This is a genomic window from uncultured Chloroflexus sp. (genome assembly GCF_938091255.1).
Classification (GTDB): domain Bacteria; phylum Chloroflexota; class Chloroflexia; order Chloroflexales; family Chloroflexaceae; genus Chloroflexus.
On sequence record NZ_CALLJH010000052.1, the window covers coordinates 13,143 to 34,119 of the forward strand.

Annotated in this window: 17 protein-coding genes and 2 pseudogenes; 16 read left to right on the forward strand and 3 right to left on the reverse strand. The window is 58.7% G+C overall.

Annotated elements, in window-relative coordinates; translation table 11 throughout:
- The first annotated feature begins 3 nt into the window (after nucleotides 1-3).
- On the forward strand, nucleotides 4-1,641 hold the full coding sequence (groL, locus tag Q1A00_RS15990; protein WP_298401069.1) for a chaperonin GroEL: 1,638 nt from the start codon (nucleotides 4-6) through the stop codon (nucleotides 1,639-1,641).
- Nucleotides 1,642-1,714: 73 nt separating this feature from the next.
- Here the strand turns inward: groL and efp are convergent, their stop codons facing one another.
- Complete coding sequence (gene efp, locus Q1A00_RS15995) at nucleotides 1,715-2,284, reverse strand: elongation factor P (protein WP_298401071.1); 570 nt, start codon at nucleotides 2,282-2,284, stop codon at nucleotides 1,715-1,717.
- Nucleotides 2,285-2,676: 392 nt separating this feature from the next.
- On the opposite strand from efp, the gene Q1A00_RS16000 reads away from it, so the two are divergent.
- The 3 genes and pseudogenes from Q1A00_RS16000 to Q1A00_RS18495 form a co-directional block, all read left to right on the forward strand.
- On the forward strand, nucleotides 2,677-3,633 hold the full coding sequence (locus Q1A00_RS16000) for a D-2-hydroxyacid dehydrogenase (protein WP_298401073.1): 957 nt from the start codon (nucleotides 2,677-2,679) through the stop codon (nucleotides 3,631-3,633).
- 207 nt (nucleotides 3,634-3,840) lie between these two features.
- Nucleotides 3,841-5,037: a PLP-dependent aminotransferase family protein gene (locus Q1A00_RS16005; RefSeq protein ID WP_298401075.1), complete on the forward strand. Its 1,197-nt coding sequence runs from the start codon at nucleotides 3,841-3,843 to the stop codon at nucleotides 5,035-5,037.
- A gap of 324 nt (nucleotides 5,038-5,361) precedes the next feature.
- A pseudogene (locus Q1A00_RS18495) lies at nucleotides 5,362-5,529 on the forward strand (GxxExxY protein); the annotation flags it as partial.
- 228 nt (nucleotides 5,530-5,757) lie between these two features.
- Here the strand turns inward: Q1A00_RS18495 and Q1A00_RS18500 are convergent.
- Together Q1A00_RS18500 and icd are read right to left on the reverse strand one after the other, a co-directional pair.
- Nucleotides 5,758-6,225: a CBS domain-containing protein gene (locus Q1A00_RS18500; RefSeq protein ID WP_366917433.1), complete on the reverse strand. Its 468-nt coding sequence runs from the start codon at nucleotides 6,223-6,225 to the stop codon at nucleotides 5,758-5,760.
- Nucleotides 6,223-7,560, reverse strand: a pseudogene (gene icd / locus Q1A00_RS16015) (NADP-dependent isocitrate dehydrogenase); the annotation flags it as partial. The pseudogene icd and the gene Q1A00_RS18500, both read right to left, overlap by 3 nt.
- 449 nt (nucleotides 7,561-8,009) lie before the next feature.
- Between icd and ndhC the strand changes: the two are divergent.
- The 12 genes from ndhC to nuoL all read left to right on the forward strand — a co-directional run bounded on the left by ndhC (nucleotide 8,010) and on the right by nuoL (nucleotide 20,515).
- Nucleotides 8,010-8,366, forward strand: a complete 357-nt coding sequence (ndhC, locus tag Q1A00_RS16020; protein WP_298401084.1) for an NADH-quinone oxidoreductase subunit A — start codon at nucleotides 8,010-8,012, stop codon at nucleotides 8,364-8,366.
- Nucleotides 8,357-8,881, forward strand: coding sequence for an NADH-quinone oxidoreductase subunit B (locus Q1A00_RS16025; protein WP_298401087.1), 525 nt, complete (start codon nucleotides 8,357-8,359; stop codon nucleotides 8,879-8,881). The genes ndhC and Q1A00_RS16025 overlap by 10 nt, the downstream gene beginning before the upstream one ends.
- Before the next feature lies 1 nt (nucleotide 8,882).
- Nucleotides 8,883-9,401, forward strand: a complete 519-nt coding sequence (locus Q1A00_RS16030) for an NADH-quinone oxidoreductase subunit C (RefSeq protein ID WP_298401090.1) — start codon at nucleotides 8,883-8,885, stop codon at nucleotides 9,399-9,401.
- A gap of 3 nt (nucleotides 9,402-9,404) precedes the next feature.
- Nucleotides 9,405-10,640: an NADH dehydrogenase (quinone) subunit D gene (gene nuoD / locus Q1A00_RS16035; protein WP_298401093.1), complete on the forward strand. Its 1,236-nt coding sequence runs from the start codon at nucleotides 9,405-9,407 to the stop codon at nucleotides 10,638-10,640.
- Nucleotides 10,641-10,955: 315 nt separating this feature from the next.
- Entirely contained in the window at nucleotides 10,956-11,648 is a 693-nt protein-coding gene (locus tag Q1A00_RS16040; protein WP_298401095.1) for an NAD(P)H-dependent oxidoreductase subunit E, read from the forward strand.
- A gap of 42 nt (nucleotides 11,649-11,690) precedes the next feature.
- Nucleotides 11,691-12,995 (forward strand): NADH-quinone oxidoreductase subunit NuoF, encoded by a 1,305-nt coding sequence (nuoF, locus tag Q1A00_RS16045; protein WP_298401097.1) that lies wholly within the window; start codon nucleotides 11,691-11,693, stop codon nucleotides 12,993-12,995.
- Between the two features lie 161 nt (nucleotides 12,996-13,156).
- Nucleotides 13,157-15,865 carry an NADH-quinone oxidoreductase subunit NuoG gene (gene nuoG, locus Q1A00_RS16050; RefSeq protein WP_299757788.1) on the forward strand — a complete coding sequence of 903 codons (2,709 nt, stop codon included), beginning with the start codon at nucleotides 13,157-13,159 and terminating at the stop codon, nucleotides 15,863-15,865.
- Between the two features lie 96 nt (nucleotides 15,866-15,961).
- A complete protein-coding gene (gene nuoH / locus Q1A00_RS16055; RefSeq protein WP_298401101.1) occupies nucleotides 15,962-17,182 on the forward strand; it encodes an NADH-quinone oxidoreductase subunit NuoH in 1,221 nt (406 codons plus the stop codon).
- 35 nt (nucleotides 17,183-17,217) lie between these two features.
- A complete protein-coding gene (gene nuoI / locus Q1A00_RS16060; protein ID WP_066790056.1) occupies nucleotides 17,218-17,715 on the forward strand; it encodes an NADH-quinone oxidoreductase subunit NuoI in 498 nt (165 codons plus the stop codon).
- 56 nt (nucleotides 17,716-17,771) lie between these two features.
- Nucleotides 17,772-18,278 carry an NADH-quinone oxidoreductase subunit J gene (locus tag Q1A00_RS16065; protein WP_298401109.1) on the forward strand — a complete coding sequence of 169 codons (507 nt, stop codon included), beginning with the start codon at nucleotides 17,772-17,774 and terminating at the stop codon, nucleotides 18,276-18,278.
- Nucleotides 18,278-18,580: an NADH-quinone oxidoreductase subunit NuoK gene (gene nuoK, locus Q1A00_RS16070; protein ID WP_298401111.1), complete on the forward strand. Its 303-nt coding sequence runs from the start codon at nucleotides 18,278-18,280 to the stop codon at nucleotides 18,578-18,580. The genes Q1A00_RS16065 and nuoK overlap by 1 nt, the downstream gene beginning before the upstream one ends.
- Nucleotides 18,581-18,586: 6 nt before the next feature.
- Nucleotides 18,587-20,515: an NADH-quinone oxidoreductase subunit L gene (gene nuoL / locus Q1A00_RS16075; RefSeq protein WP_298401113.1), complete on the forward strand. Its 1,929-nt coding sequence runs from the start codon at nucleotides 18,587-18,589 to the stop codon at nucleotides 20,513-20,515.
- Nucleotides 20,516-20,977 lie beyond the last annotated feature (462 nt).

The window sequence follows — 20,977 nt, forward strand, 5'->3', positions numbered from 1 at the left end:
GATATGGCGAAGCAACTGATCTTCGATCAGCAAGCTCGTACTGCACTGAAACACGGCATTGATACCCTTGCCCTCGCGGTCAAGACGACGCTTGGCCCGCGTGGTCGTAATGTTGCGCTCGATAAGAAGTGGGGTGCGCCGACCGTCACCCACGACGGTGTGAGCGTCGCGAAAGAGATTGAGCTGAAGGATCCGTTCGCTAACCTTGGCGTACAACTGCTCAAGCAGGCCGCTGTCAAGACGAACGATGTCGCCGGTGACGGTACTACTACGGCGACTGTGTTGGCCCAAGCGATCATCAATGAGGGCCTGAAGCTGGTAGCCGCTGGCGCCAACCCGATGCTGCTCAAGCGCGGTCTCGATAAGGGTGGGCAAGCCTTGGTGGCGCGGATCAAAGAGCAGGCGATCACTCTCAAGACCCGCGATGAGATCCGCAATGTAGCCACCATCTCGGCGCAAGATGCTGAGGTTGGCGAGTTGCTGGCGACCGTGATGGATAAGATTGGCCGCGATGGCGTTGTGACGGTCGAAGAGGGCAAGAGCACCCATCTCGAGCACGAGCTGGTCGAGGGTATGCAGTTCGACCGTGGTTATATCTCGCCCTACTTCATCACCGACTCGGCCCGCATGGAGGCAGTGCTCGACGAGCCGTATATCCTGATTACCGATAAGAAAATTAGCTCGATCAAGGATCTGCTTCCCATCCTTGAAGCGGTGCTGAACAGTGGCAAGAAGGATCTGCTCGTGATCGCCGAGGATGTGGACGGAGAGGCACTGGCGACGCTGGTGGTCAACAAGCTGCGCGGTACGCTCAACGCGCTGGCGGTGAAGGCCCCCGGCTTCGGTGATCGGCGTAAGGCGATGCTGCAAGACATCGCGATCCTTACTGGCGGTACGGTCATCTCCGAGGAGATTGGCCGCAAGCTTGAGAGCGCGACCCTGCAAGACCTTGGCCGCGCCCGCCGTGTCAAGGCCGATAAGGATAACACGGTTATCGTTGAAGGCCACGGCGATAAGCAAGCGATTCAGGCTCGCATTGCCCAACTCAAGCAGCAGATCGAGACCACAACCTCGGATTACGACCGCGAGAAGCTGCAAGAGCGGGTGGCGAAGCTGTCGGGTGGCGTGGCCGTGATCAAAGTTGGCGCACCGACCGAGCCGGCGATGAAGGAGCGCAAGGCCCGCGTCGAAGACGCGCTCAACGCGACTCGCGCTGCGGTCGAAGAGGGTATCGTGCCCGGTGGCGGTGTCGCTCTGCTAAATGCTATCCCGGCGCTCGATAACGTCACGACCCAATTTGAAGAGGAGCGTATGGCGCTCAATATGCTCCGCCGCGCCCTCGAAGAGCCGCTGCGCCAGCTCGCGACCAACGCTGGCGAAGATGGTTCGGTGGTAGTCGAGAATGTGCGCAACGAGCAACGTAAGCATAACAACCATCACTTCGGTTACGACGTGATGACCGGCGCTTACGTTGATCTGATGCAGGCTGGCATTATCGATCCGGCTAAGGTGGTGCGTACCGCGCTTGAGAATGCGATTAGCGTCGCCGGAATGGTCTTAACCACCGAGGCGCTGATCGTCGATGCCCCCGAACCTAAGAAGACCAATAATACGCCGTCAGTGCCAGACGACGATTTCTAATCCGTTGATAATAAAAAATATTGTAGCGACGCACGACTATGCGTCGCTACAATATTTTTTACACGCCCCAACCTCACACCCGCGTAATGTATTCGCCGGTGCGGGTGTCAATCTTCAACACGTCACCCTCATTAATGAATGCCGGTACCTCAATCACCGCCCCTGTCTCTAGCGTGGCTGGCTTGGTAACGTTTGTTGCTGTGTCACCGCGCACCGCCACCGTCGTCTCCACCACCTTCAGGTTGACGAAGATCGGTAGCTCAACGCCGATGATTACATCCTTGTCAGCGTCGTATACCAGATCGACCGTCTCGTTCTCTTTCATAAACTTCACCGCGTCACCCACCAGCTCCGCCGAGACCGGAATCTGATCGAAGGTGTCGTTGTCCATAAAGATGAAGTTGTCGCCCTCGCGGTAGAGGTACTGCATGGGGCGGCGCTCGATGCGCACGATGTCGATTTCAGCCCCGGCTCGTACTCGATCTTCTATGACTTTGCCGGTGGTTAGGCTCTTCATCTTCATTCGGACAAAGGCGCGCCAGTTGCCCGGCGCGACGTGCTGAAATTCGACGACCTGATAGAGATCGTTGTTGTAGCGAATCACAATCCCGTTGCGCAGATCTGAAGTTGTTCCCGCTGCCATGCTAATATGCTCCTCGTGATAGCTTTTTTTGCGACAACATAACACAAGCCGGGCAAGATTCGCTTCCCGGCGAATGCTATCACTATAGGCGGAAACGCGATTCTGCGCAAGTAACGACGAAGCAACGACGCAGAGGAGGCCAAGACGCAAAGAGTTTTGACGCAAAGACGCAACGGGCGCAAAGCATGCAAAGGTTTTTGTTGGCAGGGGTAGTAGCGCGCTTGGCTTCACCTATAAAATACTTCGCGCCCTCTGTGTTCTTGGTGCCTTTGCGTTAACCATGCTCTGCGCCTTCTCCCTCTCTGAACCATTCTCTTGACTGATCAGCCTTTTCCGTAGATTGGGTACAATACCTTTGGAACCGTTCCATCACGCATCCTTGAGGAGACTCCATGAAGCTCGTGTTGCCCGGTCTGCTACGCGATGAACTCATCCCTCGCCTTGAAGCCGTCGCGCCGCAGGCAACCATTGTTTGGTACGATCAGCACGGCGAACCGGAAGCACCGATCGCCGATGCTGAAGTGCTCTTGCGCTGGTTTTTTACCGCCGAGCAGTTGGCCCGTTTGGTACGCCAGATGCCGGCCTTGCGCTGGATTCACATTGCTCGTGCCGGTGTTGACGGTTCGCTCATCCCCGAAGTGCTCGAGCGCGACATCATCGTGACCAACTCCGCCGGTGTGCATGCCATTCCGATCAGCGAATTTGTTATGCTGTTCGCTCTTAGCCACGTTAAGCAAGCCGCTCGCCTGCACCAGTTGCAAGCCGCCCACCAGTGGCGCGAGCAAGACATGCAACTGCGCGAATTGGCTGGCGCGACGATGCTGATCATCGGTCTGGGCCAGATTGGCCAAGCCATCGCCGAACGGGCCAGCGCCTTTGGTATGCGGGTATGGGGATCGCGCCGCAACCCGCGCCCCATGCCCGGTGTCGAGCGGGTGGTTGGTGAGGGGGAATGGAGATTACTCCTCCCCGAGACCGATTTTGTGGTCATCGCCGCGCCGCTCACGCCCCTGACGCGCGGCATGTTTGGTAGAGCAGAGCTGGCGCTGATGAAGCCTGATGCTTATTTGATCAATATTGCCCGCGGCGAGATCGTTGACGAAGCCGCGCTGATCGCTGCCCTCCGCGATCGCCGTATCGCTGGCGCCGGTCTCGATGTCTTCGCCCACGAGCCGTTGCCGCCCGATAGCCTCTTCTGGGAGCTGCCGAATGTCTTTGTCACCCCGCATATCTCGTGGAGTTCGCCGCATATTCGGGCGCGCACGCTGGATATTTTCGCCCGGAATCTGTGGGCGTTTCTAAATGACGAGCCGATGATCAACGTTGTTGACAAGCAGGCCGGATACTGAGGGCGCAAAGTGTTTTTTAACGCAAAGACGCGTAGATCGCAAAGGGCGCAAAGTATGTTGTATGGCGCACAAGTGTGCTTGTCCCATTCCAAAAAACCTTCGCGCTTTTGGCTTTCTCTGCGCCTTTGCGTTTATCATCCTTAGCGTTCTCTACGTGTCTTTGCTCGCTTTGCGCCTTATGCTTAAGTGATGAAGGAGTATACATTCATGACTGCAACCGCCGACCGTCTCATTGATCTGTTCGCCGCCCGCGTGCGCAATGTGACGCCACCGCTCTTCGGCGCTGCTGGCGAGCCGGCCCGCCCGTTGATCAGCCTTGCCTACGGCCTCGCCGACCCCGCCCTCTTCCCCCGCGCCGAGCTGATGGCCGCCGCCGCCGAGGTGTTAGCCTACGAGGCCGCCGAGTCGCTCAATTATGCGCTGTCCTACCCCGGTCTGACTGACCAGATCGTAGCCCGTTTATGCGCCGAGGGGGTGGAGGCCCAACCCGAACAGGTGCTAGTGGGTTATGGCTCCGGCCAGATTCTGGCCCTCTTGCCCGAAATCTTTGTTGAGCCGGGGGATGTGGTGATTATCGAAGGGCCGAGCTTTCTCGGTGCGGTCAAGCGGTTTGCCCAGAGTGGCGCCCGGCTGGTAACAGTACCGGTTGACGAGCACGGGATGGATGTCGCGGCGCTAGCCGATGTCTTACGCCGCCTCGCCGCCGATGGCCGGCGGCCCAAGTTTATCTACACCATTCCCACCTTCCACAACCCGACCGGCGTCACCCTCAGCCTCGACCGGCGCCGACAGGTGGTGGCGTTGGCTGCTGAATACGGTGTGCCGGTTGTTGAAGATGATGCGTACATCGACCTGCGTTTTGGTGGTGAATCGCTACCTTCTTTAGCGGCCCTTGATAAGGAGGGTTGGGTTATTCGTGTCGGTACATACTCGAAGATTCTCGCCCCCGGCCTGCGTATTGGCTGGGTGCATGCCCGCCGCGAAATCATCGACCGCCTGCTCATGGTCAAAGCCGAAGGTACCACCGGCCCCTTTATCACCCGCGTTGTCGCCCGCTTTAGCGCCGAAGGCCGGCTCGAACGGCACATTGCCGCTCTTCGGCAGCAGTATGCCAGCAAATGCGCCATAATGGCCGCAGCGATTCGCCGCCATTTCCCCGCCGAAGCGCGCTTTGTGCTGCCGGTGGGTGGCTTTTTCATCTGGGTCACACTGCCGGCAGGGGTCAGCGCCAATGCGTTGCTCACCGCTGCCCGTGCCCGCGGCGCCGAATTCTTGCCCGGTACTGCCTGCTTTGCCGAACCCGGTTACGGCGATAATGCGATTCGGCTTGCGTTCAGTTTTCAATCGAGTGATCGGATCGAGGAAGGGATCGCCCTCATTGGTGCCGCATTCAGCGATCTGTAGACACAGAGGATTGGGAACCGCAAGGCGCAACGATCGCACAGGCCGCGAAGGTTGGGTTGGCACGGTACAAATACACTCGTCGCCCCCTTCTCAAGGCTTGGCGCCCTTTGCCGCCTTCGCGTCTTTTCACCGCATCTTGTAACCGGATGAAACGGTTTCATATACAGGAACCGTTTTACTTGCACAGGAAGCGACAATAGACGAGAATCCATTAAGCCGACACGTTATTACTGCCGCGATCGAGGTGCATCGTATCCTTGGCGGGGTAGGTCTGCTCGAACGAGTTTACGAAGAACTCTCGGGTGGGAGCTATCTTAAGCCGGTATTGATGTTGAGCACCAGAAATGTCAAGTCAAGTACAAACACACAACCCTCGCCGCACCGCTGCGGGTTGATCTGCTCGTCGGTAGGTTGGTCATCGTTGAGTGCAAGGCCGTCGAAACCTATCACGAAATATTCACGGCTCAAGCCCTCACCTACTTGCGCTTATCTGGTCTTAAGCTAGCGCTCGTCATCAATTTCGGCGAACGGCTGCTCAAAAACGGAATCCATTGCGTCATCAACCGGCTACAGCAAGACGCAAAGGGCGAAAAGAAGCTTAACGCAAAGGAAATGGAGGGGGCGCGAAGGTTTTTAGGGAATGGTACAGGCACGCTTGTGCTCCAACCATTAATCAAATCTTCGCGCCCTCTGCGCCTTGGCGTTAAACCCTCTGCGCCTTTACTCCGCGACGTGGCTGAAGATATCAGTCTCCGAGATGATCCCAATCGGTTCGCCGTTCTCAACCACTGCCAGCCGGCGGATGTTGCGCTCGACCATCAACGCCGCGCACTCGGCAATCGGAGTCTCAGGGCTAACACTCAGCAATGGCCGCGTAGTTAAATCACCGACAGTCAGACCATTCACAGCCCGACCCTCGCGTACCACCTTCTTCAGCACGTCACGCATCGTCATAATGCCCCACTGCCCGCTCGCGTCAGGCTTGACGATCACCGAGTGAATGTTGCGCCCGCGCATATAGATCGCTGTCTCGCGCAATGACGCCTCAGCCGGTACGGCCACCACCGCCCGCGTCATCACCGCCCCCACGCTATCGTGTGGATAGACCTTGCCGTCAGCTCGGCGCAGAATCTCCGGCCCAAAGGTCTCTTCGGGGTGTGGCACCTGCCCAGCAGCGATCTTCTCCATATTGGCGATGATCAAGCTGCCGAACTCTGATGTCTTCACCTCCCGCGCACCCTCCATCAAACGGGCGAAGTCGTAGGTGACGGTCTTGTCGGCGATCGTGCGCTCAAGGCCAGCGATGATCAGATCGGCTGCTTCCGTCCAGCCCATATAGCGGAGCATCATCTCACCCGACAAGATGACCGAGCCGGGATTGACCTTATCGAGGTCTGCATACTTCGGCGCCGTGCCGTGGGTCGCTTCAAAGATGGCGTGACCGGTAACGTAGTTGATGTTGCCGCCGGGAGCGATGCCGATGCCGCCTACCTGCGCCGCCAGCGCATCCGAGAGGTAGTCGCCGTTGAGGTTTGGTGCGACAATGACATCAAACTCGTCGGGCCGCGTCAGCACCTGCTGGAAGATAATGTCGGCGATTGTGTCCTTGACCAGAATCTTGCCGCTGGCCAGTGCCTCTTTCTGCTCGGCGTTAGCCGCCGCCTCACCGCGCGCCGCCTTGGTGCGCTCCCACTGCGCCCACGTATAGACATAATCGCCAAAGGCGCGCTCGGCATACTCGTATGCCCAATCGCGGAAGGCGCCCTCGGTGAACTTCTGGATGTTCCCCTTATGCATGATAGTGATGCTTTTCCGCTTGTAGTTGATGGCGTATTGAATCGCTGCTGCCATTAGCCGCTCGGTGCCGATGCGGCTGATCGGCTTGATGCCGATGCCTAATTCGACCTTGCCTTCTGGCTCCTCGCCGATCAACCGGCGGAATGCATCAGTCTGTTCGGGGGTACCGAAGCGAATCTTCTCAAAGTCTTTGGGAAATTCCTGCCGCAAGAACTCGATAATCTTAGCTGCCTCGGCACTGCCGCCCCGATACTCAATCCCAGTGTAGACATCCTCCGTGTTTTCGCGGAAGATCACCATGTCAACCTTTTCCGGGTGCTTAACCGGTGAGGGCACGCCGGGGAAGTGGCGTACTGGACGCTGGCAGACATAGAGGTCGAGATGCTTACGTAGGGCCACGTTCAGCGAGCGGATGCCGCCGCCGACCGGTGTGGTCAGCGGGCCTTTGATCCCGACCAGATACTTCTGGAAGATCTCGATCGTCTCATCCGGCAGCCAGTTGCCGGTCTGCTGGAAAGCCTTCTCACCCGCCAAGACCTCGACCCACTCAATCTTGCGCTTGCCACCGTAGGCCAATGCAACTGCCGCATCAAATACACGCACGCTGGCCCGCCAGATATCGCGACCGGTACCATCGCCTTCGACGAAGGGGATGATCGGGTGATCGGGTACCTGCAAGCGCCCGTTAATGATTTGAATGGCCTCGCCTGCTGGCGTCGAGTTCATTGCTCTACTCCTTCACACCTTACAATAGATTGCGGCCTGTATTATAGCCGACAATTGCCGTCTTGACTACTGTCTAATGTTGCAACGTAGTTTCAATGAAATGTCCAATATCTGCACACTTCCTGCACGGAATTGTGAGGCGCCGAGGGGTTAACGTAAAGACGCGAAGGGGTTAGCCCAAAGACGCAAAGAGCGCGAAGGGGTTTGGAGATGGTATCAGTGCGCTTGTGACCCAACCATTCCCTAAAACCTTTGCGCCCTCTGCGCCGTTGCGTTTAAAAACCTCTGCGCTGCGTCTCTGCCTCGTTTTGCACGGGTGTTTTCAGATAGATCGCACCGGCAATTTCCTTAGATCGTGCTGATTGACACAAGTCTGAAGACAGGTATAATTCCATTGACACTTCTGCCCGCGCTGCCGGGTTTCGCGTTTGCACGCTGTGAGGCCGCTTATGTTTGAGCCTTATGTTCCGGTTCTGATTCTTTTTCTGATTGCCGTTTTCATCGCTGCCTTCGTTATCACCTCCTCGGCTTTGCTTGGCCCGCGTCGCAGCACGCCGCGCAAGCTTGCGCCCTACGAGTCAGGCATGGATCCGGTGGGGCCGGCGATCCGTCGTATTCCAGTCAAGTTCTATGTCGTGGCGATGCTCTTCATCGTGTTCGATATTGAAGTCGTCTTCTTTTATCCGTTTGCGCTAGTTTTCCGCGACCTTGGCCCAGCTGGCCTCGCCGTGATGGGGGTCTTCTTTCTAGTGCTGCTCGTCGGCTTTGTCTATGAATGGAAGAAGGGAGCGTTGCGATGGGAATAGAAGAGAAGGCCGGCAATCTGGGCATTGTCACCACTACGCTTGAAACGGTCGTCAATTGGGGGCGCACGAATGCGATGTGGCCATTGCTGTTTGGTCTCGCCTGTTGTGCCATTGAGATGATGGGCGCGCAGGCGAGTAATTACGATCTCTCGCGGTTTGGCATGGAGTTGAACCGCGCATCACCGCGCCAAGCCGATCTGATGATCGTCGCTGGGCGCGTGTCGCGCAAGATGGCCCCGGTTGTGCGCCGGCTGTATGACCAGATGCCCGAACCCAAGTGGGTCATCGCGATGGGTGATTGTGCGGCATGCGGCGGTATTTTCAATAACTATGCCATCGTCCAAGGTGTCGATGAGGTGGTGCCGGTCGATGTCTACGTCGCCGGGTGCCCGCCGCGCCCTGAAGCCTTAATCGATGGCATTATGATGCTCCACCAGAAGGTAATGCGTGAGAAGATTAACGGCAAGAAGGAAGCGCCGATCCGGATTGAGCATCCGCTTATGCAGGTGAAGTAATATGGATAATCAGACGGTGCTTGCCGCGTTGCGCGCGCAGCTTGGCAAAGAGATTCTGGCAGTGAGTGAGTTCCGAGGCGATCTGAGCGTGACTCTGACACCGGCTGGCTATCTGGCTGCGGCCCAGTTGCTGCGCGACGATCCAGAGCTTGCCTATACCTTCCTCGAAAATCTCTGTGGGGTTGATTATCTTGGCCGCAAGCCGCGCTTCGAGGTAGTGGCCCACCTCACCAGTATGCGCCATCGCCATCGCGTGTGTTTGAAGGTTGGGTGCGATGAGCCGAACCCGGCGGTTCCTTCGCTGACGCCACTCTTCCCGACCGCCAATTATCAAGAGCGTGAGACGTTCGATTTGCTGGGGATCACCTTCACCGGTCATCCCTCGCTCACTCGGATCTTGCTGCCCGATGATTGGATTGGTCACCCGCTGCGCAAGGATCATCCGCTCGGCGACGAAGAGATTGCGTTTTCGTTTAACCAAGACCGTATCTACGCGCGCAAGCCGTTTGCGAGGGAGTAGTGTATGGCCGAACCGATTACTGTCCCTACCCCCCAACAGATCATTGAGCCGGCCCTCGCTGGTCGCACCGAGACGATGGTGCTGAATATGGGGCCGCACCACCCTAGCACGCACGGCGTGTTACGCTTGGTGCTCGAACTCGATGGCGAAGTCGTGGTCAACGTCGCCCCCGATGTCGGTTATCTTCATACCGGTATCGAGAAGACGATGGAGAGTAAGACCTACCAGAAGGCGGTGGTGTTGACCGACCGCATGGATTATTTGGCCCCGCTCTCGAATAATCTCTGCTATGCGCTGGCGGTCGAGAAATTGCTTGATGTTGAGATTCCCGAACGCGCTCAGATCGCTCGTGTCTTGCTTACCGAGTTGCAGCGCCTTTCCTCGCATCTGGTTTGGCTCGGTACCCATGCGCTTGATCTGGCGGCGATGAGCGTCTTCCTCTACGCCTTCCGCGAGCGCGAGCAGATTCTCGATATCTTCGAGCTGGTCTCCGGTGCGCGCATGATGACCAGCTATTTCCGCATCGGCGGTCTCGCCTACGACCTGCCGGCGGATTTCATTCCTACCGTCGAGCAGTTCCTCGCTATTATGCCATCCCGTATTGACGAGTACGAGGATCTCCTGACCGCAAACCCGCTCTGGCTTGAACGCACCGTCGGCGTGGGTGTGATCGATGCCCAATCGGCGATTGCCCTTGGCCTCACCGGCGCCAATCTGCGCGCGACTGGCGTCGCTTACGATGTGCGCAAGGCGATGCCCTATAGCGGTTACGAGACGTATTCGTTTGAAATTCCGATCGGGAAGAACGGTGATATTTACGACCGCTATCGTGTACGCATCGCCGAAATGCGCCAAAGTGTCAAAATCGTGCAGCAGGCGACCGAGCGGCTGCGCGAGTTGGGGCCGGGGCCGGTGGTGACGCCAAACCGCAAAGTTGCTCCGCCACCCAAACGTGAGATTACCGAAAGCATGGAGTCGCTCATCCACCACTTTAAGTTGTGGACCGAGGGCTTCAAGCCGCCGCGCGGCGATGCCTATGTCAGCATCGAGTCTCCTCGCGGCATCCTTGGCTGCTATGTGGTGAGCGATGGCAGCCCTAAACCGTGGCGGGTTCATTTCCGCGCGCCATCGTTTATCAATTTGCAGAGTCTGGCTCACATGGCCAAGGGCCGGTTGGTGGCCGATCTAGTTGCACTCATCGCCAGCCTTGATCCAGTGCTCGGTGAGGTGGATCGTTGAAAGATCACCCCCTCTCCGACGCGAGCGAGCGTGGGGCCGGGGGCGAGCACGCGCTACAATAGGTGCAGAGCGTGTTAACCCTTTCCGACGCGAGCGGGGCCGGGGACGAGCGCAAACAAACGAATAGCCGCAACAGGGGCAAAAACTAGGTGGGTCTTTGCGGTCGTTTCGCAGCTCTGCTTCCCCTGCGAGCGGGAGCGAGACTGAGTGCGGGTCACAATGCCAATGCAGGACACTAAGCAGCTCTCCTCTCCCCGTCCACGGGGAGAGAGGCTAGGGGTGAGGGGCCATCCATATCTGTCCACGGAGGAGACCGTGACGCTACTTGAAATCCATCAAGCTGAAATCGAGGCAATTATCGCTCGCTACGCCAGCAAGCGCAGCGCAGTGTTGCCGTTGTTATACCTTGCCCAAGACACATACGGCTATCTGACCGATGATGCTATCCGTGAGGTGGCGGCGATTTTAGCATTGCCGGCCACCGATGTTTTTGAGGTGGTTGGGTTTTATACCCTCTTCTACAATCGTCCGGTCGGGACGTGGGTGCTGCAAGTGTGCGATGACGTGCCTTGCTGTTACTGCGGCGCCGAGGAGCTGATCGCGGCGCTTAAGCAGACACTCGGCATTAGCGAAGACGAGACCACGTCCGACGGGATGTTCACCTTGCAGCGGGTGAAGTGTCTAGCTGCGTGCGACCGCGCACCGGTGTTGCAAGCGAACCTCGATTATGTGTACGATGTCACCCCTGATCGGGTGCAAATGCTGTTGAACGATCTGCGTGCTCGCGCCGCTGAAGCGCGCAAGCGTGGCGTTAGTGGCCGTTTCGCCGAAGATTATGAGTTTACTCGCGACGGCCGGCTGGTGCAGATCGAGCGGTTTTCACCCTACCGTCCACGTGAGTTCGTGATCGAACCACCCGCTGCGCCGGCCTCTCCGCCATCCTCGGTTGCTCCCGAAGCCGATGCCGGGCTGGATCGTTCGGATACTCGTAAGGCCTCGCCGTTGTGATGCCGCGCCGCTGCTGTTTGGCGCGCTAGAAAGTTGGGTGCGATGGGGCTGAGTGAACATATTGTGATGCGGGAACTCGATATTCCCGATATTGCCGATTTTGAAGTCTATCGTCGCCACGGCGGCTGGGAAGCGTATCGCTATGCGCTGACCGAGAAGACGCCGGCTGATATTGTCCAGATGGTGAAAGAGTCGGGTCTGCGCGGGCGCGGCGGTGCCGGCTTTCCCACTGGCATTAAGTGGGGCTTTTTGCCCAAAGGCGTCTATCCGCGTTACCTGCTCTGCAATTGCGACGAGTCTGAGCCGGGGACGTTCAATAACCATCAGATTATTGACAAGAATCCCCACCAGTTGATCGAAGGGGTGGCATTATCGGCCTACGCCATCGAGGCCAATGTGGCCTATATCTATATGCGTGGCGAGTTCGCTGCTGCGGCGCGCACGCTCGAACGGGCGATTGCGCAGGCCTATGCTGCCGGCTTTCTTGGCAAGAAGATTCTCGGCACCGATTTCGATCTCGATATCTACGTCCATCGCGGTGCCGGTGCCTACATCTGCGGCGAAGAGACGGCCTTGATGGAGTCGCTAGAGGGCAAGATTGGTCAGCCGCGCCTCAAGCCACCCTTCCCCGCCGTGGCCGGTCTGTACGGCAAGCCAACGATCATCAACAATGTCGAGACGCTGGCTAACGTGCCGCGCATTGTCGAGAAAGGCGTGGCGTGGTACCGCTCGCACGGCACTGAGAAGAGCCCCGGCACTAAATGCTTTTCGCTCAGCGGTCACGTCAACCGTCCCGGCAACTACGAGCTGCCCTTCGGCGTACCCTTGCGCGAACTGATCGAATCGCCCGAATATGGCGGCGGGATGAAGGGAGGCCGTCCGGTGAAGATTATCATTCCCGGCGGCGCATCTGCGCCGTGGCTCACCGCTGAGCATCTCGATGTGCCGCTCGATTACGAGAGCGTCGCCGCCGCTGGTTCGATGCTCGGTTCCGGCGCGGTGATTGTGCTTAACGATACCGTCTCAGCGCCGCATGTCGCCTATAAGATGGACGAATTCTTCAAGCACGAGAGCTGCGGCAAGTGTACTCCCTGCCGCGAGGGCACGCATTGGCTTGTGCGCGTGCTTCATCGCATGGTGGAAGAGGGCCATGCCACCACTGCCGATATTGATACGCTGCACAGCATCTATCGCCAGATGGCCGGCAACTGCTTCTGCTTGCTCGGCGAAAGCGCTGTCATGCCGATCAAGAGCGCGTTGCAGCTCTTCCCGCACGAATTCGAGGCGCTGGTGAAACAGAGCAGCCACCGGAATGGTCATCATATTCCGCTCATGGCTCACCGGTAGCTCAACGCAGGGAGGTAGGGAGTGGGGCGTAGGGAGTGAGATGTAGCGATGGCCTTTCCCCTCTCCATTCCGCGATACAGTGGCTCCCCGCTCCCCGTCTACAGGGAGCGGGGTTGGGGGTAAGGGGTCATCCATCCGTTACTAGAATAGGGTCACCTACAATGCCAGATGTGACGCTTACCATTGATGGAGTGCGGGTAACGGTGCCTGCCGGTACCAATATTGTTGATGCGGCTCGCCAAGCTGGGATCGCAATCCCGGTCTTCTGCTACCATCCACGCCTCAAGCCGGTCGGTATGTGCCGGATGTGTTTGGTTGAAGTCGGTACGCCAAAGATCGATCCGGCTACGCGCCAGCCGGTGCTTGACGCCAATGGCCAGCCGGTCATTGCGATGATGCCCAAGTTGCAAACCGCCTGCACCACGCCGGTGAGTCCGGGGATGGTGGTTCAGACGACCACTGAGCAGGTGAAGTTTGCCCAACGCGGTATTCTCGAATTTTTGCTCACCTCGCACCCGCTCGATTGCCCAGTGTGCGACAAAGGTGGCGAGTGCCCGTTGCAGAACTTGACAATGGGTTGGGGGCCGGCGGTTTCACGTTTCGATTATAACGATAAAGTGCATTTCGAGAAGCCGGTCAAGCTGGGCGACTTGATCTACCTCGATCGCGAGCGCTGCATTCTCTGCGGGCGCTGCGTCCGTTTCCAAGACGAAATTGCCGATGATCCGGTGCTCGGTTTTGATAACCGGGGCCGCAATTGGATGATTATCTCGAAGTCGGATCCGCCCTTTAACAGCAAGTTCTCGGGCAATACAACCGATATTTGCCCGGTAGGCGCACTCACCAGCAGCGATTTCCGCTTTAAGGCGCGGGTGTGGGAGTTGCAGAGCAAGCCGGTGGTCTGCACGCTGTGCCCGGTTGGTTGTAACCTCACCCTCGATATGCGCCACGACCGCCTCATGCGGGTGATGCCGCGCGAGAATGCGGCGGTGAACGATATCTGGATTTGCGATAAGGGCCGTTATGGCCATCGCTTTATCGAGTCGCCCGATCGTCTGACCACGCCGTTGGTGCGGCGCGATGGCAAACTGGTGCCGGTCAGTTGGGACGAGGCGCTTGAGGTGGTGGCCGATCAGTTGACGATTATCCGGGCGCGGCACGGCGGCAATGCCTTGGCCGGTTTAGCCGGGCCGCATCTGAGCAATGAAGACCTTTACCTCTTCCAGAAGCTGCTGCGCGAGTTGGGCAGCGAGAACATTGATACCGGCAGCGGCGGCCCAGCAGCGCACCCACCTGATGAGATTGGCGGCCTGCTTGCGCCCGGCCCCGGTACCGATCTGAGCAAGCTCGGCGCGGGGACGGTGGTGTTGGTAGTGGGGGCCGATCCCGAAGAGGAAGCGCCGCTCTATCTGCTGCGTCTGCGCGGGATTGCCCAGCGCGGTGGCAAGCTGATTGTCGCCGGTCTACGCCCGACCAAGCTCGACCGTTCGGCAACGAAGGTGGTGCGCTACCGGCCCGAAGGTGAATTGGCATTTGTCCATGGCCTGTTGAAGGCGGCGCTCGAAGCGGGTGGTAAGCCGGCAGCGCTCGATCGGGTGCATGGGTGGAATGATCTGCGCCGAGCGGTTGGCCGGTCGAAGCTCGCTGATCTTGCGGCGGCATGCGGGTTGCCGGTGGCAGAGTTGGAAACGCTGGCGCAAGATATTCTCGCCGCCGAGCAGAGCCTGATCGTCTACGGTTGGGAAGCGCGCAGCGCCGGACCGGCGCTGGCCGAAGCGCTCGCCGCATTGATGCTGTTGACTGGCCGGGCTGGTACAGCGAACAATGGTCTCATCGCTCTGTTGCCGGGCGGCAATAGCCGTGGCGCAATCGAGATGGGGGTGCGTCCCGATGCTGGGCCGGGTTATGTGCCGCGCAAACAGGCTGGCCTCGATGCCAACGGCATCTGGGCCGCAGCGCAGGCCGGCAAGGTGCGCGCCATCTGGCTGGCCGGCATCGATCCGGCGGCCAAGCTGCCCGCCGCCCGCGCGGCGCTGGAAGCGGCTGAGTTCGTAGTTGTGCAAGACCTCTTCCTCACTGCGAGCGCCGAATTGGCCGATGTGGTGCTGCCGACGGCTAGTATCGCCGAACGCGAAGGCACGTATACTAACGCCGAGCGGCGGGTGCAACGCTCGCGGCAAGCCTGCGCGCCGGTGGGTGAAGTCCGGCCTGACTGGCAAATCATCGCCGCAGTGGCCCAAACGCTGGCAATGGTGCCGATTGGCGGTGGGCGTAACGGCCCGATCTCGATCACAGCCGAGGCATGGGAGTACGTGGTAGCGGCTGATGTCGCCGCCGAGATCGTTGCTAAAGTGCCGGGCTATGCCGGTATGACCTACGCTGCCTTAGCCGCTACCGGCACTGGCGGTAGTTGGGGTCGCCAATCCGATGACGCTATCTACTACGATGGCACCAGCTATGCCAACAATGAGGGGGTAGGTCTGGTGTTGCCGCCGGCGCTGGCTAAAGGCGTGACTTTGACTTTCACCGGCGCGGTCACTGGCTTTGCCGATGACCGCCCGCTGCTACTGCTCGAACAGGTGTTAGCTTATGACGGCGACCGCTACCTGCGCGGATCAAAGTTGCAGAATCTCGTACCGGCAGGGTACGTAGCGATTAGCGCTGATGATGCGGCCAAGTTGAATATCCACAGCGGCGATCGGGTGCGGCTTGCCTCGGCTGCCGGTGAATTGGTGCTGCCGGCGCGGGTGCTGGCTGATCTGCCGGCTGGCATAATCTTGTTACCAGCAGGGTTGGCCGACGTTGAAGCAGCCGCTATCGAAACCGGCCCGCGCACACGAGTGAGTCTGGCGAAAGTGGTGATGGGGTAAGCGCATTCTGTTTCCGGTAACCTACCGCTCCCCTGCTCCCGCGTTGTGGGAGCAGGGGTTGGGGAATGAGGGCATCATGCCACAAAGGGAGCGATCATGGATTGGCTCACCATTCTGATTATCGTCATTCAGTGCTTTGTCATCACCCTTGCGGTGACAACAGCCTTCGCCTATTTGACTCTGTTCGAGCGCCGGCTCCTTGCGCGCTTGCAGCACCGTGTCGGACCCAACCGGGCCGGGCCAAAGGGCTTTTTGCAACCCGCTGCCGATGCTGTCAAGCTCTTTTTTAAGGAAGATATCGTGCCGGCAATGGCCGATAAGCCGGTCTATCTGTTGGCGCCGGCGCTTGCCGTGATCCCGGCCCTGATCATTTGGGCCGTCATTCCGTTCGGTTGTCTCAACCTTAACTGGGATTATCAGGCCTGTTATGATCCGGCGCGGGCCAATTTGTGGAATATCTTGCAGATTACCGATCTGAATATCGGAGTGCTCTATGTGCTGGCTGTGACCAGCATCGGCGTCTACGGCATCACGCTGGCCGGTTGGGCCTCGAATAACAAATACTCGATGCTCGGCGGCATCCGCTCCTCGGCGCAGCTCATCTCGTATGAGTTAGCGCTGGGGTGTGCGGTGCTTAGCGTGGTGATGACCTATGGTACCTTCTCTACCCACGAGATCGTTACGCAGCAACAAGGCGGCTTGTGGGGCATCATCCCGCAATTGCTCGGTTTCGTGCTCTTTATGGTGGCGGCGACTGCCGAAGTGGTGCGCGCGCCGTTCGATCTGGTCGAAGCTGAGCAAGAGTTGACTGGCGGTTACAACACCGAATACGGCTCGATGAAATTCGCGCTCTTCTTTATGGCCGAATATATTAAACTCATTGCTGTCTCGGCCTTGGCCGTCACCTTCTTCTTTGGCGGCTGGAACTTCCCCGGCCTCGACATTCTGGGCCGGGAGGTGACGGCGCTGGCCGGGCCGGTGGCCGGTAGCATCGTCTTTGGTCTTGTCTCGCTGGGCGCGTTCTTGCTCAAGGTCGTCATCTTCTTGTTCATCTCGGTCTGGGTACGCGCTTCGTGGCCGCGCTTGCGCTACGATCGCTTGATGGATTTGGGTTGGAAGTGGTTGTTGCCGGTCGGCTTGCTCAATCTGGTCTACACTGCGGTTGTGATCGTCCTTGTTCCCGATCGGGTGGTGCATTCGTGGGTCTTGTTCGGCTTGGGGGCATTAACCATTGCGATTGCCATTGGTTTCAACCGCACCCCCAAGCCGGTGGATAACGTCACCTTGGTCAACGACATACAGATTCCCCAATCGTAGGGGCGATGCGGCGCATCGCCTGAAAGGATAGACGTATGCTCAAAGAACTGGTTAAAGGGTTAGGAACCACGCTGCGCTACATGTTCAAGCGTCCGGTGACGGTGCAATATCCCGAAGTTAAGCGTCCGGTGCGCGAGCGGTTCCGTGGCCGCCACGAGCTGAAGCGTTTCGCCAACGGCCAAGAGCGTTGCATCGGTTGCGCGCTGTGCGCCGCAGCCTGCCCCGCCGATGCAATCTTGGTCATTCCGGCGGAAAATGACCCCGCTAACCCGCGTTCACCCGGCGAGCGGTATGCTGCGGTGTATGAGATTAATATGCTGCGCTGCATCTTTTGCGGCTATTGCGAAGATGCCTGTCCCACCAACGCCATTGTGCTCGAGCACCAGTATGAGTTGAGTTTTTATGACCGGCGCGCAGCCATCTACACCAAAGAGATGCTGCTCGTGCCCCCAGATAAAGGTCACGGCGAGCCACCGCCGATCTTGCAGCAGCTTAACCGGCAACCTAGCCCGCCGGCCAAGATTGATTTGTGATCTGGCGCAGAGGAGCTTGGTTCGCCTCTGCGGTTGCAATATCTGGAGCACGGTGTATGGACTTAATCCTGTTCTTCATCACAGCCGTGATCGCGATTACCGGCGCGGTGGCGATGCTGGTTTCGCGCAATGCGGTGCATAGCGCGCTTTTTTTGCTGTTGAACTTCACCGCCATCTCGGTAATGTATTTGTTGTTGAGCGCTCCCTTTCTGTTCGCGATCCAGCTCACTGTTTACGCCGGCGCGATTATGGTGTTGTTTCTGTTTGTGGTGATGTTGTTGGGCGCCGAGAAGGTGGAAGATGCGCCGGATCGGATTGCGTGGCAGCAACCGTTGGCATTATTGTTGGGCTTGGCCTTGTTGGTGGTATCGGTCGTGGTTGGTTTGGGTGGTGCTACCACGCCGCCGCCAGTCGGTGAGGCGCTGGCCCAGTTCAGCGATCCGCGCTCATTGGGGGCGCTGCTCTTCACCGAGTATCTGCTGCCGTTTGAGGTGACCGGGTTTATCCTGCTGATCGCGGTGATTGGAGTGGTGGTCTTGAATCAGCGCGGGAGGAAGATCTGATGGTGCCCACCTCGTATTATGTGTTGCTCAGCGCCATTCTGTTTACTATCGGTGTGCTTGGCGTCTTGCTCCGGCGCAATGTGATTGTGGTCTTTATGTCGGTTGAGTTGATGCTCAACGCGGCCAACTTGGCGCTGGTCGCGTTTGCCCGTGAACGGCTTGCGGTGGAAGCGCAGGTGCTCGTCTTCTTCGTGATTACGGTGGCTGCCGCTGAAGTGGCGGTCGGTTTGGCGCTGCTCGTCTCGATCTTCCGCACCAAACGCACGGCAGATGTCGATGAAGTCAGTACATTGAAGGGCTAGCCGGCTATGGAACTGTTGATCTGGCTTATTCCGCTGCTGCCGTTTATTGGCTTTTTGTTGAATGTGTTCGTTATTCGCCGCGAACGCGAAGCGGGTCTGGTGGCGAGCGGCTTGGTGGCGGCAGCGTTTGTAGTGACGCTGATTGCGGTGGCGATGCTGGCCGGCATGCCACCAGAAGAACGGCGGATTGTCAGTACGGCATGGGAATGGATCAATACCGGCAGCTTCCGGGTGCCGTTTGCGATCATGTTCGACCCGCTGACGGCAGTGATGGCACTGTTGATTACCGGCGTCGGCGCGTTGATCCACGTCTATTCAATCGGCTACATGCACGGCGACCCGCGGGTAGTGCGCTATTTCGCCTACCTCAATCTGTTCGTCACGATGATGCTCTTCCTCGTGATGGCGAACAATCTGCTGCTGCTGTTCCTCGGTTGGGAAGGCGTCGGTCTCTGTTCTTTCTTACTCATTGGTTTCTGGTTTGAGCGCAAGTCAGCCAGTGCGGCAGCAGTGAAGGCGTTTGTCGTCAACCGGATCGGCGACGCGGCCTTTATTCTCGCTATGCTAGCGGTATTCGCGTATTTTGGCACGCTCAACTTTTATGGCGATGGTGAAGGCGGTCAGCTCGGCTTTCTCGAACGAGTTAGCGATATTGCCGGCCTGCGTATCGGCCCCGATTGGCAGCCGATCTTCGTCAGCACAGCGATCTCGTTCCTGTTACTGATCGGTGCCACTGGCAAGAGTGCCCAGTTCCCGCTCTTTGTCTGGCTGCCCGATGCGATGGCCGGCCCGACGCCGGTCTCGGCACTCATTCACGCCGCAACGATGGTGACCGGCGGTGTCTATTTGATGGCCCGCGCCGAGCCGTTGTTTGTCGCATCGTTTACCACCCAAGGCTGGGTAGCATGGATCGGCGCGCTGACAGCGCTGCTGGCCGGCACCGCCGCTATGGCGCAGTGGGATATTAAGCGGGTGCTGGCTTATAGCACCGTCTCGCAGTTGGGTTTTATGGTGGCGGCCTGTGGCATGGGGGCGTATGTGGCCGCGATCTTCCACCTGCTGACCCACGGTATCTTCAAGGCGCTGCTTTTCCTCGCCGCCGGTTCGGTCATTCACGGTACCCACGACACGCAGGATATGCGGCGAATGGGTGGGTTGAAGGATGCGATGCCAACCACCTTCCGCACGTATGTGATCGGCGCGTTGGCGCTGGCCGGTATTGTGCCGTTTGCCGGCTTCTGGAGTAAAGACGAGATTTTGGCCCATGCGATCAGCCACGGCCACACGCCGATCTTTGTTCTTCTCTTCCTGACATCGCTGCTGACCGCCTTTTATATGGGCCGGCAGGTAGCGCTGGTCTTTTTTGGTACGCAGCGCGATCCTAGCTATCATCCGCACGAAAGCCCGCAGGTGATGACCGTACCGCTGGTGGTGCTGGCGGTTGGCGCAACCATTGGCGGCGCGATCAATGTGCCGGCGCTGCACTGGTTGACCGATTGGCTCGAACCGGTGTTGCATGAAAAGGCCGGCGAATTTAACCTCTGGTTGGCGTTGATCGCGACAGCCGGTGCGGGAGGTATGGGTTATCTCGGCTGGTGGGTGTACACCTCCAACGCGGCCAAGATCAAAATTGGCGGCAAAGATCCGGCCTACCGCTACAGCGGCGATATCTGGAAAGGGATGGAAGAAGCATGGTATTTCGACCGGCTCTACCAGCGCACGGTGGTAGTCGGCTTCGAGCGGCTGGCCGATTTTCTGGCTCGCGTTTTCGACCCGCAAGGGGTTGATGGGTTGGTGATGGGAGTTGGCCGCTTCTTCGGCGGCTTGGCCAACGGCGTGCGTGCCTTGCAAACCGGGTATGTGCGCACCTACGCTCTGGTCTTTACAGTTGGGGTCTTGATTGTGCTGGGGGTGATGTTGTGGTTTGCCCGCTAGGCACAGCCCTCACTCCAACCCGCCCCCGCTGCGGGAGGGAGAAGACAGCGCCCTCTTCTCCAATGGGGGAGGGGGGCGGAGGGTGGGGGTACGAACCAGCGCCTGCCCTCCGGCTGTGGTTACGCAGACGCCGCTCGACTGCAGCAATCTCCCACTGGGGCGGGAGGTAAGGCTGAGGGGGATCGGGTCGTGCTCGAAGGCGATGACTTCGCCGCGCGCGGGCAGCACCTCGCTCTACCCCTGTGCTCAGCGCGCAATGACAATGGGGGAACGGGCAAAGGTGCCCGTATGTCATTGCGAGGGAGCAATGGCTGCCAACCGCGTTGGGTGCCGCCCGACCGCAGCAATTTCCCGCTGGGTCGGGAGGGAAGGCTAAGGGGGATCGGGTCGTGCTCGAAGGCGATGGCTTCGCCGCGCACGGGCAGTACCCCACTCTACCCCTGCGCTCAGCGCGCAATGATC

Coding starts and splice junctions, on each gene's coding strand:
- ndhC (WP_298401084.1), top strand. CDS start 8,010: ATGTTTGAGCCTTATGTTCCGGTTCTGATTCTTTTTCTGATTGCCGTT.
- Q1A00_RS18500 (WP_366917433.1), bottom strand. CDS start 6,225: ATGGAGAAGATCGCTGCTGGGCAGGTGCCACACCCCGAAGAGACCTTT.
- nuoD (WP_298401093.1), top strand. CDS start 9,405: ATGGCCGAACCGATTACTGTCCCTACCCCCCAACAGATCATTGAGCCG.
- nuoI (WP_066790056.1), top strand. CDS start 17,218: ATGCTCAAAGAACTGGTTAAAGGGTTAGGAACCACGCTGCGCTACATG.
- Q1A00_RS16065 (WP_298401109.1), top strand. CDS start 17,772: ATGGACTTAATCCTGTTCTTCATCACAGCCGTGATCGCGATTACCGGC.
- nuoH (WP_298401101.1), top strand. CDS start 15,962: ATGGATTGGCTCACCATTCTGATTATCGTCATTCAGTGCTTTGTCATC.
- nuoF (WP_298401097.1), top strand. CDS start 11,691: ATGGGGCTGAGTGAACATATTGTGATGCGGGAACTCGATATTCCCGAT.
- efp (WP_298401071.1), bottom strand. CDS start 2,284: ATGGCAGCGGGAACAACTTCAGATCTGCGCAACGGGATTGTGATTCGC.
- nuoG (WP_299757788.1), top strand. CDS start 13,157: ATGCCAGATGTGACGCTTACCATTGATGGAGTGCGGGTAACGGTGCCT.
- Q1A00_RS16025 (WP_298401087.1), top strand. CDS start 8,357: ATGGGAATAGAAGAGAAGGCCGGCAATCTGGGCATTGTCACCACTACG.
- groL (WP_298401069.1), top strand. CDS start 4: ATGGCGAAGCAACTGATCTTCGATCAGCAAGCTCGTACTGCACTGAAA.
- Q1A00_RS16030 (WP_298401090.1), top strand. CDS start 8,883: ATGGATAATCAGACGGTGCTTGCCGCGTTGCGCGCGCAGCTTGGCAAA.
- Q1A00_RS16005 (WP_298401075.1), top strand. CDS start 3,841: ATGACTGCAACCGCCGACCGTCTCATTGATCTGTTCGCCGCCCGCGTG.
- Q1A00_RS16000 (WP_298401073.1), top strand. CDS start 2,677: ATGAAGCTCGTGTTGCCCGGTCTGCTACGCGATGAACTCATCCCTCGC.
- nuoK (WP_298401111.1), top strand. CDS start 18,278: ATGGTGCCCACCTCGTATTATGTGTTGCTCAGCGCCATTCTGTTTACT.
- nuoL (WP_298401113.1), top strand. CDS start 18,587: ATGGAACTGTTGATCTGGCTTATTCCGCTGCTGCCGTTTATTGGCTTT.